Consider the following 14,663-nt stretch of genomic DNA (forward strand, 5'->3'; position numbering starts at 1 on the left):
AGCCGCAACCAGCGGCGGTGGGAATGGCCACGGAGCGGGGCGGTTGATGTACTGGACTCATGGCATCGCATCTGATCCAGGGCCGGACGGTGGACATGCCCGTGCGGGTGAGGGACGCCGAGGTGTGCAGTGCCCTCTACCCTGTGCGTGCCGACGCCGCGCGAGCGGTGATCGCCTACTCCGGGCTCGACGTCACCGAGGTGCTGCCCGGCAAGGCCGCCTGCCTGCTGGTGTTCGTCGACTACCGCGACGGCGACCTCGACACCTACCACGAGTTCGGCATGGCCTTCCTGGTGCGCAGGCCCGGCGCGCCCGCGTCCGTGGGGCCGGGTGAGCTGCGGCACGCGGGGGTGTTCGTGCACTGGCTGCCGGTGGACCAGGGGTTCACGCTGGAGGCCGGGCGGTCGCTGTGGGGGTTCCCGAAGGAGCTGGCCGACATCGAGCTGCGGCTGGCGTCGCCGTACAAGCGGTGCGTTCTGCGCAAGGACGGGCGGCTGGTGCTCGACATGCTGATCAAGCCGGGTGTGCCGGTGCCGGGGGCGGGCGTGATGGCGCCGCTCGACGCGTACACGCACTGTGACGGGGTGACGCGGGTGGTGCCGTGGACCGTACGGGTGCGCGGCGCCAGGATGCGGCCCAGCGGCGCGCTGATTCGCCTCGGCAACCATCCCGTCGCCAAGGAGCTGAGCGAGCTGGGGCTGCCCAAGCGGGCGATGTTCAGCACGACGGTCGCGCACGCCGCGATGTGCTTCGGCGAGGCCCGCGAACTCTGAGGCGGGCCCGCAAGCTATGAGGCAGGCCCGCAAGCTGTGCGGGCAGGCCCCGAGCTGTGCGGCGGGCCGGCCGGGCGAGCCGTGCGGCAGGCCCGCAGCGGGCCTGCCCGATCAGCTGCGGGTCGGCGGCGGTCAGACGATCGGCGGGCGGCCGAGCTTGACCATCCGCCACGCGGTGCGCCACGCCATGGGACGCCGCTCGCCCGCCGGAGTGCGCAGCCCCTCGATGAAGCCGCCGAACCACGCCTTGAGCGCGCCCGACGAGCCGCGCTCGCGCACCAGCGTGAGCACCACCCAGTTGAGGAGGTAGATGACCGCGAGCGGCCACGGCAGGTTGCGCCGGGCCAGCCAGACGCGGTTGCGGGCGTTGAGGCGGTAGAACTCCGCGTGCCTGGTGGGCGGCACCTGCGGGTGGTACATCACCGTCTCGGCGTCGTATTCGATGCGGTAGCCCTCGCCCAGCAGCCGCCAGGCCAGGTCGGTCTCCTCGTGGGCGTAGAAGAACCGCTCGGGCAGCCCGCCGACCTGGAGGAAGGCCGAGCGCCTGACCGCGGACGCGCCGCCCAGGAACGTGGTGACCGGGGACGAGCGCTGCGGGTCGCCCGCGCGCAGGCGCGGCACGTGGCGGCGCTGGCCGATGCCGCCGTCGGGGTCCATCACCCGGAAGCTGATGACGGCCAGGTCGGGCTCGGTGGCGAAGCGGTCGCGCACGTGGGAGACGACCTTCTGGTCGGCGTACCAGCCGTCGTCGTCGAGGAACAGCACGACGTCACCGGAGCACTCCTCGACGCCCCGGTTGCGGCCGGCGGGAATGCCGGTGTTGTGTTCGAGCCGGATGGACTTCACGACCGCGGCCGAACCCTCGGGTGGCGTCGCCGACAACTCCGGCACGTCGGCTCCGTTGCCTACGATCACCACCTCGACGTCTCCGTCGACCTGGTTGAGCGCGGACTCGACCGCCCGGTTCAGCTCCGCGACCCGGTTGCCCATGGTGAGGATGACGCACGAGATCTTCAACGAATCACTGTCCTGACGCGTTGAGAACACGAGCGGAGCATTCTTTCATGATCACCGAGTCTGCTGGTCTGCATGGTCTGGATGGTGAAGCTAAGCGTATCGGAACCGACAGTGAACCCCCACCGAACCGCGGACGTCCGATCAATACGACGGACAAGACGCCCGAGCGGTTCCGGGCGAGATCAAGCAAGTCGCCTCGATGCCATGATGCTGATCAGATGCAGCACGACCTGCAACGCCGCCGCCACCGCGCAGGCCACGACCAGCACCCGCGTCGCCGTCGGCACGCCGGCCACCGCGTCGATCACCGCGGCCACCACCGCGAGCAGTGACAGCTCGATGGGCTGCATGATGCGGTGGAACCTGGTGGCCGCGAGCACCCGCCTGCCCAGCCCCAGCAGCCCCGAGCGGAACTGCACGGCCGCCGCCTCGCTCGACGCGCCAAGCCCGCCCTTGGCCCTGGCCACCTCCACCAGGTCGCTTTCGGCCTTGATGAGGATGGCGCCGAGCGCCCCGGCGAAGCCGAGCACGGTGTACCAGTCGGGCAGCACCGCCGAGGCCCGCCAGCCCAGCCCGGCCAGTACGGCGGCCTCGGCGAAGTAGGCGCCCACCCGGTCGAGGTAGACCCCGGCCAGCGAGGTCTTGCCCGTCCAGCGGGCCAGCTCGCCGTCGGAGCAGTCGAGCAGCAGGTAGACCTGGATGAGCAGGGCGGCGCCCACGGCCGCCCACAGCCCAGGCAGGGCGAGCACGAACCCGGCCGCCACCCCGGCCACCGTCATCACCCAGGTGAGCTGGTTGGGCGTGACCGGGGTCTTGGCCAGCGCCCAGGTGACGTAGATGGACAGCCGGCGCATGTAGAGCACGCCCGCCCAGTGCTCGCCGTTGCGGCGCTCCAGGTGGCCCGGGGGCTGGGCCACCTGCCTGAACTCAGCTACCGAAGGCCCGGACATAGTCCCCCACCCGATCGCGGATCTCCGATTCCTGCATGCGCAGGTGTTCCAGGATCGTGTAACGGCCGGGGCGAGTGGCCGGGGCCAGCGCGACGACCTCGGCGAACTGCTCTTCCGTCAGCCCGATGTCGCCGGGCACGACGGGCAGCTCGTGGCGGCGCAGGCAGCCGACCACCTGCTGCACGCGGGCGTGGTCCTCACGCAGGAAGAAGCAGAAGGCGGCACCGATGCCGGCGAGCTCGCCGTGGTTGGAGGTGCCGGGGAAGAGCTGATCCACGGCATGAAGGATCTCATGATCTCCACCGCTCGCGGGCCGGGATGAGCCCGCGACCACCATGGACATGCCCGACAGGATCAGCGATTCGGCGAGCACGGTCAGGAACGCGTCGGACTCGATCGAGTCGGTGCGCCCGATGAGCGCCTCGGCGGCGGTGCGCGACATCGAGCAGGCGAGTCCGTCGATGGGCTCTCCGCGCTCGACGTTGCCGAGCTGCCAGTCCTCGATCGCCGACAGGTTGCTGATGACGTCGCCGATGCCCGCACGCACCAGCGACTTCGGCGCGTTGTGCACGAAGTCGAGGTCGACCAGGATGGCCAGCGGCATCGGCACCCCGAACGTACCCTTGCCGCCCTCGTAGACCAGCGAGGCGGTCGGCGAGCAGATGCCGTCGTGCGACAGGTTGGTGGCCACGGCGACCATGGGGATGCCGGCCAGCGACGCGGCGTACTTGGTGGCGTCGATCGTCTTGCCGCCGCCGACGCCCACCACCACCTCGTAGGCGCCCTTGCGCAGGTCGGCCCCGAGCGAGACGGCCGCGTCGACCGTGCCGTCGGCCACCCTGAACACCTCGGCCTCGCCCAGCGTGGGGGCGATGAGGCTCTCGATGTGGTCACCCTGGCCGGGGCCGACGGCCACGGCGACCCGTCCGGAGGTGGCCACGCGGCTGTCGGCCAGCAGGGCGCCGAGCTCGGCCACCGCGCCCCGCCTGACGTCCATGGTCAGCGGCGCGGGCAACATCCTCGCGAGAAGCGGCATCCGCGCCTCCCTCAGTAGTGGACGGCTATGGCGCGGGCCTTGGCCAGGTCGTCGTGGTTGTCCACCTCGACCCAGTCGACCTCGCCGATGGGCGCGGCGTGGATGACCTCACCGCGATCGACCATCTCCTGGTAGCCGTCCTCGTAGTAGAGCTGGGGGTCGCGCTCGAACGTGGTCTTCAGCGCGTCGGCCAGGCGGTCGGCCGCGCCGGGACGGATGAGGGTGGCGCCGATGTACTCGCCGTAGGCGTCGGCGGGGTCCATCAGCTTGGTGATGCGGCGCAGCGCCCCCTCGGGCGACAGCGTCACCTTCATCTCCTCGTCGGCCAGCTTCTTGACGTTGTCGACGGCGAGCAGCACGTCGCTGGTCTCGGGGGCCGACAGCAGGGTCTTCTCGACCGACACCGGGTGCACGGTGTCGCCGTTGACCAGCAGCACGCCCTGGGAGAAGTAGTCGCGCGCGCACCACAGGGAGTAGGCGTTGTTCCACTCCTCGGCCTTGTCGTTGTGCACGAGGGTGAGCTTGACGCCGTGGCGCTGCTCCAGCTCGTCCTTACGCTCGTGTACGGCCTGCGCCGCGTAACCGACGACGACCACGACCTCGCGCAGGCCCACCTCGGCGAGGTTGCGCAGCGAGATGTCCATGATCGTGGTTTCGCCGTCGACCGGCACGAGCGCCTTGGGCAGCGTGTCGGTGTACGGCCGCAGGCGTCGTCCGGCCCCAGCGGCCAGCACCATTCCCAGCAACGTGCACTCCTCAGTCAGCGTGACTCCGTGGCCCAAAGAGTATTCGTCTTTGGCCCCCGTGCGGGTAATCCGGCGTTAGTCTTGCGTTCCCGCATCTGCGGCTTCCACCCCGGTTCGCGGGGCGGCGAGCCAGCACGTGAGACTCTCCCAGCCGAACAGTCCCCACAGATAGAGCGCGAGGAGCGCATAACCGCCGCTCAGCCAGCCCGACAGGGCGACCAGTGAGATCGCCATCATCCTGCCGTCCCAGCCGAGCCCGGCCGCGGGCAGCCAGGCCGGCGGGTAGACGCGCTGGCGCAGCCGGTAGACCAGATCGTAATGATGGAAGGCGAGGGCGCCGAGCAGCGCGAAGATCAGCGCGGGGTGCACCTGGTGCGCGAAGCCGCAGGCGGCGATGAAGGCGTACTCGATGAGGCGCAGGATCGGCGGCACCAGCCAGTCGAACCTGCCGTCGTGGGGGTGCGTGCTGCCGGGCCCGGCGAGCAGCAGCGTCACGGCGGGCGCGAACACCGCGAGCCCGTCGGCCCCCGCCACGCCGATGAGCAGCAGCACGCCCGTCACGAACGTGCCGGCGAGCACCGGCGGCAGCGGCGGGAGCTGCCCGGCGACGAGCAGGCCCATGGCGCGCGACAGCGGGCCGTCGTCGCGGTAGGCCACGACCGTGCTCTTGGGTACGGGGGTCATCTGCACCGAAATCATCTGGCCGACCTCGCGATCCGTCCGGCGAGCTGGTAGAGGGCGGCCACGCCGCCCCAGCACAGCAGCGACAGGAACGTCACGCGGGCGTCCCAGAGCGCGGCCGTGACGGCGATCAGCGCCATGCGCTCGCCGATGGGCAGCACGATGATCTTCTTCAGCCAGCGGGCGATCGTGTCGCGTTCCAGGCGGTGGGCGAGCTTGAGCACCCCTCCCGGCGCGCGGCGCAGGTCGCGCGACTCCAGCAGGGAGCGGGTGGGCCTGCCCCACATCGCGCCGACGCGGGCGCCGTCCTCGATCGCCCCCGCGTACGTGGCGTCGATGGCGTGCCTGACCACCTGGAGGACCATCGCGGCGACGGCGAGGTACCAGATGCCGGGATCGGCGGACCCGGCGGCGAGTCCGACGTAGACGGCGTACTCCTTGAGCCGGTCGGACATGCCGTCGGCCCACGCGCCGAGCGGGGTGAAGGCGCGCGTGTAGCGGGCGAGCTGGCCGTCGAGGCAGTCGAGCGCGAACGACAGGTAGAGCAGCACCGCGCCCAGCACCAGCGCGCCCCTGGTGCCGCCGGAGAACCACACGGCGGCCAGCAGCGCGAGGCCGGCCGAGACGCCGGTGACGGTGTTGGGGGTGACCTTGAGGCGTACGGCGGGCCTGATGAGGTGGCGGGTCCAGGTGGAGACGAAGAACGTGGCGAAGAAGCCGTCGTCGGCCTTGACCGAGCTGTCGAGCCTGACCTTGGCCTCGTCGACCTCGGCCAGGCGGCGTACGGCGGCGTCGGCGGCGTTCTGGCCGGTGACGCGGTCGGCGTGCAGCGACCCGATCGCGGCGGCGCGTACGCTCACGCCCGACCTGACCAGCCCCACGAGCAGCAGATCGACCGCCTCGACCGGGGTGACCGGGCCCAGCCTGCCCTCCTCGGCCAGCTCGGCCAGCTCTTCGGCGACCTCCGCCAGCGTGCCCAGGTCGGACTCGCCGGCCATCAGCATGCCGCGGAAGGTGGCGTTGGACTCGGGGACGAGGTGGAACGAGCTGCCCGCGGCGACGACCTTGCCGTTCTCGACGCGTACGGGCGGGCGCAAAGGACCGGCGGTGGGATCGCGGGAGATCAGGGCGCCGGTGCAGCGGGCGGGATGTTCCAGGAGCAGCGCCAGCGCCTCGGTGTGGGCCACCAGGTCGGCGGGCAGCACGGCCACCGCGCCCGTGGAGGTGCGTATGATCTTGGCGATGCCGCGCAGGTCGGCCGCGAGCCCGCCGCCCGCGCTCATCACCTGCACCTCGCGCACGGGCAGCCTGGAGAGCTGGTCGTTGAGCCGGTCGAGCAGGGTGCCGTCGCCGCTGTGCAGCCTGCCTGCAGGTGTCGTGGCGAGCAGCACGACGGATGTCGTCGTGCCGTCGCGGGTCAATGAGTCGGGCAAAGCGCAGGTCTCCTCCCGGTCGGGGTGGAGTGCGGTGGACTGGGGGGTGCGTAGACACAGCGTAGCGACAGGTCAACGTCAGATCACGGAGCAGCACCGTTACGCTGCCCCTATGAATTCACGGCTGCGATCGGTTGGAGTGCTACTCGCGGGCGGCGTGGGGCAGCGGGTCGGGGCGGGCAGGCCCAAGCAGCTCATCGAGGTCGCCGGGCGGACGATCATCGAGCATTCGCTGGCCGTCTTCGAGCGGGCGCCCGAGATCGACGAGGTCGTGGTGCTGATGACGCCCGGATACGCGGGCCGGGTGCGGGAGATCGTGGCGGCCGGCGGCTACCGCAAGGTGAGCAAGGTCGTGGACGGCGGGGCCACCCGTACGGAGAGCACGTGGCGGGCCCTGCAGGCGCTCGGCGACACCGAGTGCAACGTGTTGCTGCACGACGCCGTACGCCCCCTCCTGGAGCCCCGGATCATCACGGAGTGTGTCCGTGCGCTGGAGACCCACGAGGCCGTCAACGTGGCGATCCCGAGCTCCGACACCATCTTCACGGCCGTCGCTCGCGACGACGGAGAAGTGATCGGCGAGGTGCTCGACCGGTCGCGGCTGCGGCGCAGCCAGACCCCGCAGTGCTTCCGGCTGTCGGTGATCAGGCGGGCGTACGAGCTGGCGATGGCCGATCCCGGCTTCGCCGGCGGCACCGACGACTGCGGCGTGGTGCTGCGCTACCTGCCGGAGGTGCCGATCCACCTGGTCGCGGGCAGCGAGCGCAACATCAAGGTCACCCATCCCGCCGACCTGCACATCGCGGAGCTGCTGTTCGAGCTGCCCGCGCCGGTGCCGCGCGGCGGCGACGACGCGCTGGCGGGCCAGGTGGTGGCGGTGGTGGGCGACACGGTGATGGGCGGCCTCGTGGCGGACGGCGGCGCGACGGGTGGCGGCGCGGTGCCCGCGAAGACGTGGGGCGGCGCCGTCATACGCATGCTGACCAGGGCCGACGGAGTGCGTGCCGAGGACTACGACTCGGTCGCCAAGGCGCTCGGCGACGTGGGGCCGGTGGACCACGTGGTGTTCGCGGCGGGCCGGGGCCACCGTGGCGGGCTCGCGTCGGCGCGCGGCGAGACCGTCGCCGACGCGGTCGCGGCCGGTCACTTGGGCGCGCTCAACGTGGCGCGTGCCGCCCGGCCGCACGTGCGCCGCAGCCTGCTGTTCCAGGTGCCGCCCGGCTCGGGGGCGCTGCACGCGTCCTGCGCGGCGGCGGTGGCCGCGCTGACCCGGGCACTCGCCCTCGAATGGGCCGCCGATGGCATCCGGGTCAACTGCGTCAATACCGGGGCCTCTCCTGCCCTGGCCGCGCAGACCTCGCTGGACATTCTCATCTCCGACCTATCAGGGCAAGTCATAGACGTGCGCGTTGACGGCGCTTGACCCGCACCTTGTTACCGTGCGTTCGCATGAGGAGACTCATCGTGAGTGCGGCGCTGCTCGGCTGCTACCCCGTCCTGCTGGTCGCGGCTCTGTTGCCGGCGCCCGTGCTGTTCGGGCTGGCCGCCGCGGCGTCGTACGCCGTCGAGTACGCCGCCCCGCGCGCCGCCCGCCCGCTCACCGACGCGCTGGGCAAGGTGCACCTCGGCATCACGCTGCGCTTCGCGGTGCGGGAGACGCTGGCGCTGCTGCTGGTCGCACGCGTGGCGGGCGCCGAAGCGCCGTGGTTCGTGGCGCTGGCGGCCGGGATGCTCGCGATCCACGGCGTACGCGCCCTGCACAGCGGCCTCGCCCTGCGGCTGCGGCAGATGCTCAGCAGGATGCCGGTCACCACCCGCAACCTCGACGTCTCCGCGCTGCGCATCCCCAAGCTGCCGCCCAAGCCGCTGCGTGACGGCCGCAGCCTGCCCTTCCTCTACCTGGACGCCCTGCCGGTGCTCGGCGCCGTCCTGGGGGCCGCCACCGCCACGCTGGGGGCCGCTGCGGCGCTCGCCGCCGGGCTCGCCGGGGCGCTCGCGCTCATCCCGTACGTCCGCCGCGCCGCCCCGCTCATCGACCGCGCCCGCGTCCTGGAGGTCGTCGGCGCGCAGGTCGAGCGGTACGCCCCCGAGGTCATCCTGTACTTCTCCGGCGCCACCGCCGCCGCCTACCAGGCGAGGATGTGGCTGCCCGTGCTCGAACGCATCCGCCGCCGCGCCATCGTCGTCCTGCGCGAGCGCGGCATGGCCGCCCACCTGGAGGACACCAGCCTGCCCATGGTGTGCATCCCCTCGTCCGCCGACCTGATGAGCTTCCGCGCCCTGACCGGCGCGAAGCTCTGCCTGTACGTCTCCAACGTCGGCAGGAACGTCCACATGCTGCGCATCCCCACCCTGCGCAGCGTGTTCCTCAACCACGGCGACAGCGACAAGGAGGCGTCGTTCAACCCGTTCTCGCGCGTGTACGACGAGGTGTGGGTGGCCGGGCCTGGCCGCGACCGCTACCGGCGGGCCAAGGTGGGCGTCAGGGACGAGAACATCCACGAGGTCGGCAGGCCGCAGCTCGAAGGCATCTCGACCAAGGGGCCCGACCTGCCGTACCGGACGGTCCTGTACGCCCCCACCTGGGAGGGCTGGAACGACGACCTCTTCCACACCTCGCTCATCACCATGGGCCCGCGCATCGTGCGCGCGCTGCTCGACCACCAGCCGCCGCTGCGCATCATCTACAAGCCGCATCCGCTCACCGGGCACCGCGACAAGGCCGCCACCCGGGCGCACCGCAAGATCGTCGCCATGATCGAGGCCGCCGAGCTCGCCAAGTCCAAGGCCCGCCACCCCTCCCGCGCCGCCGCAGAACAGCCGCACATCCGCCACCTCATCGTCACCGGGCCGGAACCGCACCTCTACGACTGCTTCAACGAGTGCGACATGCTGATCAGCGACATCTCCAGCGTCGTCGCCGATTTCCTGGCCAGTGAGAAGCCGTACGCCGTCACCAACGTGGCCGGGCTGCCCGAGGCCGCCTTCCACGAGCGGTATCCGAGCACGGAGGCGGGGGTGCTGATCAACTCGGACCTGTCGGGGCTCGCCGAGTTCCTGGACGGCGAGGACACCCTCGCCAGGGCCCGCATCAAGCTCCGCAGCTACCTGTTCGGCCCTGAGTACCCGGACGCGATGACCCGCTTCGACGCCGCCATCGAACGAGTCTTCAACGAGTCCTGACCGCCGCCCGGCCACGCCGGCACGTCCCTTGACGGCCCCCGCCGAACCACCGGCGGGGGCCGTTACGGTCGGGAACGGTCAGCGCTGGGGGCGGGAGAGTTTCTTCGGGCTGGTGAGGAAGCCCCAGCCCCACGAGCAGTGCATGGTGGCGTACACGACCGGCAGCCACAGCCGGGAGCTCAGCGGCAGCCCGCCGCCGGTCAGCACCGACCCGGCCACGATCGCGACCACGTAGCCGCCGGGGATGACGAGCCCGAGGGGGAAGAACGGCGAGACGACCAGCCCAAGCAGCATCGCCAGCACGGCGGCGGGCGGCGCGAGGTAGCGCAGGTTGATCGTGCCCTCGTGCGTACGGGCCACCACGCGACGCCAGCGCCCGTAGTGGAAGTACTGCTTGGCGAGCGCCTTGACGTTGGGCCGCGGCCGGTACGAGACCCGCATGCGCGGCTGGAACCACACGAGCCCGCCGGTCTGGCGGATGCGGTGGTTCATCTCCCAGTCCTGGGCGCGCAGGAAGTGCTCGTCGTAGCCGCCCACCCGGTCGAGCGCCGAGCGGCGGAAGACGCCGAGGTAGACGGTGTCGGCGGGACCGGCGGTGCCGCCCACGTGGAAGGCCGCGGCGCCCACCCCGATCTTCGAGGTCATGGCGCAGGCGACGGCCTTCTCGAAGGGGGTGATGCCCTCGGCGGCCATGATGCCGCCGACGTTGTCCGCGCCGGTCTCGGCCAGCGTCTCGACGGCGACGCGCAGGTAGTCGCGGGGCAGCATGGCGTGCCCGTCGACTCTGGCGACGATGCCGTTGCGCGAGGCGGCGATGGCCGCGTTGAGCGCGTTGGGCGTGCGTCCTGTCGGGTTGGGAACGACCGTCACGCGGCGGTCGGACGCGGCGATGGCGTCGGCGACCTCCTGGGTGCGGTCTTGGGACGGCCCCACGGCGAGGACGACCTCGATCTCGCCGGGGTAGTCCTGGGCGAGCACCTGTTCGACGGCCTCGCGGAGGTGCCGTTCCTCGTTGAGTACCGGCATGATGACGGAGATGGGGGGCCAGCCGCGCGTCTCCGCGGGCGCGTGCGGCGAGTCGGGGAACTGCTTCATGGCGGGGCTCACGCTACTGTACGACCGAGGGAGGAGGGCAATCCAACGCCCGATACTCCGGCGTGAAAAGGGGGACGGGATGGGCGACCCGGGCGAGGAGGACGGCGGTGTGCTCGTGGGCGGCGACGCCTACGGCGGCGTCAGGCTCGCGCCAGTCCGCACCCGGAGGCCGCGCAGGAGCGCGAAGGCCCGCCGCAGAAACCTGATACTCGCCGGTTTCCTGTCCTCTTGCGTGCTGGTCACGACGGGCGTGGTGTGGGCGACGCCGCGGCAGATCGGCACGGTCGACGCGGGGGTGACCGCGCCTTCGTCGAGCGGGGCGGAGAACATCCTGCTGGTCGGCGTGGACAAGCGCGACGATCTCCCCCGCCGGCAGCAGAACCGCCTCAAGCTGGGCCGCGAGTCCGGCCAGCGCACCGACACGATGATGGTCATCCACCTGTCGGAGGACCACAAGAAGGTGACCGTGGTGAGCCTGCCGCGCGACACCTGGGTGACGATCCCCGGCAAGGGCGAGCACAAGATCAACTCGGCGTATCAGTTCGGCGGGCCGAAGCTGGCCAAGCAGACCGTCGAGGCGGTGACCGGGCTGGAGATCAACCGCTACATCGAGGTCAACATCCTGGGCTTCATCGACGTCGTCGACTCGCTCGGCGGCGTCACGGTGTGCACGCCGATCCCGATCAACGACACCAAGATCGACCTCAACCTGCCGGCCGGCACGCACCAGCTCGACGGCGTGCGGGCGCTCGGCTACGCCCGCACCCGCGCGACCGCGCGTTCCGACCTCGACCGCATCGACCGCCAGCAGCAGGTCATCTCGGCGCTGCTCAACCGGGCGCTCAGCGCCGACACGCTGGCCAATCCCGCGAAGCTGGCCTCGTTCGTCAACTCCACGCTGAGCACGGTGAAGGTCGATCCCGACGACGGGCTGCTCGGCCTGGCCACGCAGCTGCGCGACGTGTCGCTGAACGACGTGAAGTTCGCTGAGGTGCCGCTGGCCGACGTCGACTTCAAGACGCCCACGGGCGAGTCGGCGGTGCTGTGGGACAAGGCGGCGGCGCGCGAGCTGTTCGCGAAGATCGACAGGGACGAGGATCCCGGCAAGCCCACCACGTCGGCCTCGCCGAAGCCGTCGGCCAAGCCGTCCGCGCCCGCGCCCGGCGAGATCTCGCTCAAGGTCAAGAACGGCACGCTCATCACGGGGCTCGCGGCCCGTACGAAGGAGGCGCTGGTCGCGTACGGGTTCAAGGTGCCCGGCCAGCCCGGCAACACCAATAAGAAGGACTACAAGCAGACCTTCATCCGGTACGGCGCGGGCTTGGAGGAGTCAGCGAAAGTGGTCGCTCAGGCCATTCCCGGGGCCGAGCTGCGCGAGGCGGATATCGACGGCATCGAGCTGATTCTGGGCACCGATCAGCCGAAAGTGCAGCAACGCAAATCCAGCGCCACGCCAAGTGCGAAGCCGAGCGTTACACCAAGCACCAAAACGGCAATGCAGAACATATGTAAGAAATAGGTATAACAATCCGGGTGACGGGCAGGTGAGCCCCATGGTGGTCGAGTGCTGGCGAGAGGACCACTGCACGGTTCTCCACGTCGTAGGCGATCTCGACGTCGCCGGAGCGCCCCGGCTCCGCTCCGAACTCGAGCAGGCACTGTCCTCCCCTGGGTCCTCCCCTGGGTCCTCCCCTGGGTCCTCCCCTGGGTCCTCCGATGGGTCGGCCGACGGGTCCGCCGCCGATCCGCCCAGAGTGGTGGTCGATCTGACCGAGGTGCCTTTCTGCGATTCGGTCGGGCTCGGCGTGCTCGTGGCCGCGTACAACATGATCCAGAATGTGCACGGCCGGATGATCCTCGTCGTCGGGCCGGGAATGATCCGCCATCTGCTGACGATCACTCATTTGGACCGCCATTTCGAGACGAGCGAATCCCTCAACGCGGCACGCGCCACGCTCGGCAGCGCCGCCTGATCGTTTCTCCGCCGTACGCCTTCCCTGCCGCGGGGAGGCGTACGCCGCCGCGCGAATGCACTGTCACGTGTGGAGGCCGTCACGTTGTTCGAGCAGTTCCCCGAGCCCGCGCGATCCCAGCTCGCAGCCGCCTTCGACGAGGGGCGGACGCGGCCTGAGTGGTGTTTCGCGCGGGAACGGGCGCGGCTTGCGTACTGGACGCCCATCCCCGGCTCCGAGCCGATGATCGTCTGGCAGTTCGAGCCGGGCCCCGACCCCGGCACCGCCGCCGAGCTGCTCCGCCACAGCCTGCGCGAGCTGGGCCTGCGCAAGGCCATCCACGACATCACGCTCCCGCCCGGCCTCACGCCCGTCGTCGATCGCGCGGTCGAGCACGAGGCGCTGCTCGCGGCCGGGTTCGTGATGGAGGTGGAGCGGCTGCTGCTGGAGTGGGCGGCGGGCAGCGACCTGCCGGACGAGCCGGGGCGGCTGACGTACCGGGCCGCGCGGCGCATGGACCCCGGCGAGGTGATCCGCCTGCTCGTCCGCATCTCCGAGGGCTCGCTCGACCACGACACCCGGGTCGAGGTGGCCACGTCCGGCGCGGAGGCCGAGGCCCGCTGGATGTACGACGACCTGATGGCCCGCAAGGCCAAGCCCGACTGGTTCGTCATCGGGTACCTCGGCGACTCCCCCGTCGGTCTCGTGGCCCCCGACGACCACTCCATCGCCTACATCGGCGTCGTCCCCGAGCATCGCGGCCACGGCTACGTCAACGACCTGCTCGCCCACGGCACCCGCACGCTCGCCGCCGAAGGGCTGCGCCGCATCGTCGCCGCCACCGACGTCGCGAACGCCCCGACCGCCGCCGCGTTCCGCCGTGCTGGATACTCGGAGGTCGGCCGGCTGTTCCGCTACTACTGGAGGACATCGTGAGACTCGGGGTCATGTACGACAGGGACCTTCCGCCCGAGCAGCTCGTCCCGTTCGCGCGAGCGCTCGACGAGACGTCCGTGCACGACCTGTGGGTCGTCGAGGACCTCGGCTGGACCGGCGGCATCTCGGCGGCGGCCACCGCGCTCGCCGCCACCTCCCGGCTGCGCGTCGGCATCGGCATCACGCCCGCGCCGCTGCGCAATCCGGCGCTGCTGGCCATGGAGCTGGGCAACCTCGCCCGGCTGCACCCCGGGCGGCTGGCCGCGGGCATCGGCCACGGCGTGGGCGACTGGATGCGCCAGGTGGGCGCGGCCGTCCCGTCGCCGCTCTCCCTCCTTGATGAGACCATCACGTCCGTACGCGCGCTGCTGCGCGGCGAGCGCGTCACCCTCGACGGCAAGGAGGTGCACCTGGACGGGGTGTCGCTGGTGCACCCGCCGGTCGTCGTGCCGCCCGTGCTCGCCGGCGTGAAGGGACCGCGCTCGCTCGCCCTGTCGGGACGGGTGGCCGACGGCACGATCCTGCCCGAGGGCATCGCGCCCGCCGACCTGCCCGAGTACGTCTCGCGCATCGGCGGCGGTCCCGGACACGAGCTGGTCGTGTTCGCTTACCTGGGGCTCGGCGGCGAGACCGAGGCGACCCGCGCGGCCGTGGCGGGGCAGGCCGGGTTCCTGGGGGTGGCGCCTGAGCAGGTGGCGGTCGCCGGGGGCACACCTGCGGAGGCGGCGGCGCACGTCAAGCAGTTGTGGGCCGCCGGTGCCGCCACGGTGGCGGTCCGGCCGCTTGGGGCTGATCCGTTGGGGCAGGTGAAGGCGCTGCTAACGGCGCTCTGAGCAGGGGGCGGCTCGCCCGGCCCTTTCC

14 protein-coding genes are annotated in these 14,663 nt (G+C 71.3%); 7 read left to right on the forward strand and 7 right to left on the reverse strand.

The features are described 5' to 3' along the window. The first annotated feature begins 59 nt into the window (after positions 1-59). Positions 60-773, forward strand: coding sequence for an acetoacetate decarboxylase family protein (locus WBK31_RS30140; protein ID WP_364060084.1), 714 nt, complete (start codon positions 60-62; stop codon positions 771-773). A gap of 132 nt (positions 774-905) precedes the next feature. Here WBK31_RS30140 and WBK31_RS30145 read toward each other — a convergent pair whose 3' ends face one another. The 6 genes from WBK31_RS30145 to WBK31_RS30170 all read right to left on the reverse strand — a co-directional run bounded on the left by WBK31_RS30145 (position 906) and on the right by WBK31_RS30170 (position 6,636). Continuing rightward, positions 906-1,790, reverse strand: coding sequence for a glycosyltransferase (locus WBK31_RS30145; RefSeq protein WP_364060081.1), 885 nt, complete (start codon positions 1,788-1,790; stop codon positions 906-908). Between the two features lie 182 nt (positions 1,791-1,972). Next, positions 1,973-2,740 carry a CDP-alcohol phosphatidyltransferase family protein gene (locus WBK31_RS30150; protein WP_364060078.1) on the reverse strand — a complete coding sequence of 256 codons (768 nt, stop codon included), beginning with the start codon at positions 2,738-2,740 and terminating at the stop codon, positions 1,973-1,975. Then, positions 2,718-3,758, reverse strand: coding sequence for an iron-containing alcohol dehydrogenase family protein (locus tag WBK31_RS30155; RefSeq protein WP_364061353.1), 1,041 nt, complete (start codon positions 3,756-3,758; stop codon positions 2,718-2,720). The genes WBK31_RS30150 and WBK31_RS30155 overlap by 23 nt, the downstream gene beginning before the upstream one ends. A gap of 29 nt (positions 3,759-3,787) precedes the next feature. Further along, positions 3,788-4,522, reverse strand: coding sequence for a phosphocholine cytidylyltransferase family protein (locus WBK31_RS30160; RefSeq protein ID WP_364060075.1), 735 nt, complete (start codon positions 4,520-4,522; stop codon positions 3,788-3,790). 75 nt (positions 4,523-4,597) lie between these two features. Beyond that, positions 4,598-5,206: a DUF5941 domain-containing protein gene (locus WBK31_RS30165; protein ID WP_406673528.1), complete on the reverse strand. Its 609-nt coding sequence runs from the start codon at positions 5,204-5,206 to the stop codon at positions 4,598-4,600. 11 nt (positions 5,207-5,217) lie between these two features. After that, on the reverse strand, positions 5,218-6,636 hold the full coding sequence (locus WBK31_RS30170) for a CDP-alcohol phosphatidyltransferase family protein (RefSeq protein WP_364060069.1): 1,419 nt from the start codon (positions 6,634-6,636) through the stop codon (positions 5,218-5,220). Between the two features lie 112 nt (positions 6,637-6,748). Between WBK31_RS30170 and WBK31_RS30175 the strand changes: the two genes are divergently transcribed. Both WBK31_RS30175 and WBK31_RS30180 read left to right on the forward strand, forming a co-directional pair. Next, on the forward strand, positions 6,749-8,059 hold the full coding sequence (locus WBK31_RS30175) for a bifunctional cytidylyltransferase/SDR family oxidoreductase (RefSeq protein WP_364060066.1): 1,311 nt from the start codon (positions 6,749-6,751) through the stop codon (positions 8,057-8,059). 26 nt (positions 8,060-8,085) lie between these two features. After that, positions 8,086-9,819, forward strand: a complete 1,734-nt coding sequence (locus tag WBK31_RS30180; protein WP_406673529.1) for a CDP-glycerol glycerophosphotransferase family protein — start codon at positions 8,086-8,088, stop codon at positions 9,817-9,819. A gap of 78 nt (positions 9,820-9,897) precedes the next feature. On the opposite strand, the gene WBK31_RS30185 is transcribed toward WBK31_RS30180, so the two are convergent. Further along, positions 9,898-10,914, reverse strand: a complete 1,017-nt coding sequence (locus tag WBK31_RS30185; RefSeq protein ID WP_364060060.1) for a glycosyltransferase family 2 protein — start codon at positions 10,912-10,914, stop codon at positions 9,898-9,900. Between the two features lie 79 nt (positions 10,915-10,993). On the opposite strand from WBK31_RS30185, the gene WBK31_RS30190 reads away from it, so the two are divergent. The 4 genes from WBK31_RS30190 (at position 10,994) to WBK31_RS30205 (ending at position 14,635) form a co-directional block, all read left to right on the forward strand. Further along, a complete protein-coding gene (locus WBK31_RS30190) occupies positions 10,994-12,433 on the forward strand; it encodes an LCP family protein (protein WP_406673530.1) in 1,440 nt (479 codons plus the stop codon). A 34-nt stretch (positions 12,434-12,467) separates the two neighbouring features. Further along, positions 12,468-12,887: an STAS domain-containing protein gene (locus WBK31_RS30195; RefSeq protein ID WP_364060054.1), complete on the forward strand. Its 420-nt coding sequence runs from the start codon at positions 12,468-12,470 to the stop codon at positions 12,885-12,887. A gap of 69 nt (positions 12,888-12,956) precedes the next feature. Further along, positions 12,957-13,802, forward strand: coding sequence for a GNAT family N-acetyltransferase (locus WBK31_RS30200; RefSeq protein ID WP_378786302.1), 846 nt, complete (start codon positions 12,957-12,959; stop codon positions 13,800-13,802). Continuing rightward, positions 13,799-14,635: an LLM class flavin-dependent oxidoreductase gene (locus tag WBK31_RS30205; protein WP_406673531.1), complete on the forward strand. Its 837-nt coding sequence runs from the start codon at positions 13,799-13,801 to the stop codon at positions 14,633-14,635. The genes WBK31_RS30200 and WBK31_RS30205 overlap by 4 nt, the downstream gene beginning before the upstream one ends. Positions 14,636-14,663 lie beyond the last annotated feature (28 nt).

The organism is Nonomuraea sp. N2-4H (assembly GCF_045291505.1).
Taxonomy (GTDB): domain Bacteria; phylum Actinomycetota; class Actinomycetes; order Streptosporangiales; family Streptosporangiaceae; genus Nonomuraea; species Nonomuraea fastidiosa.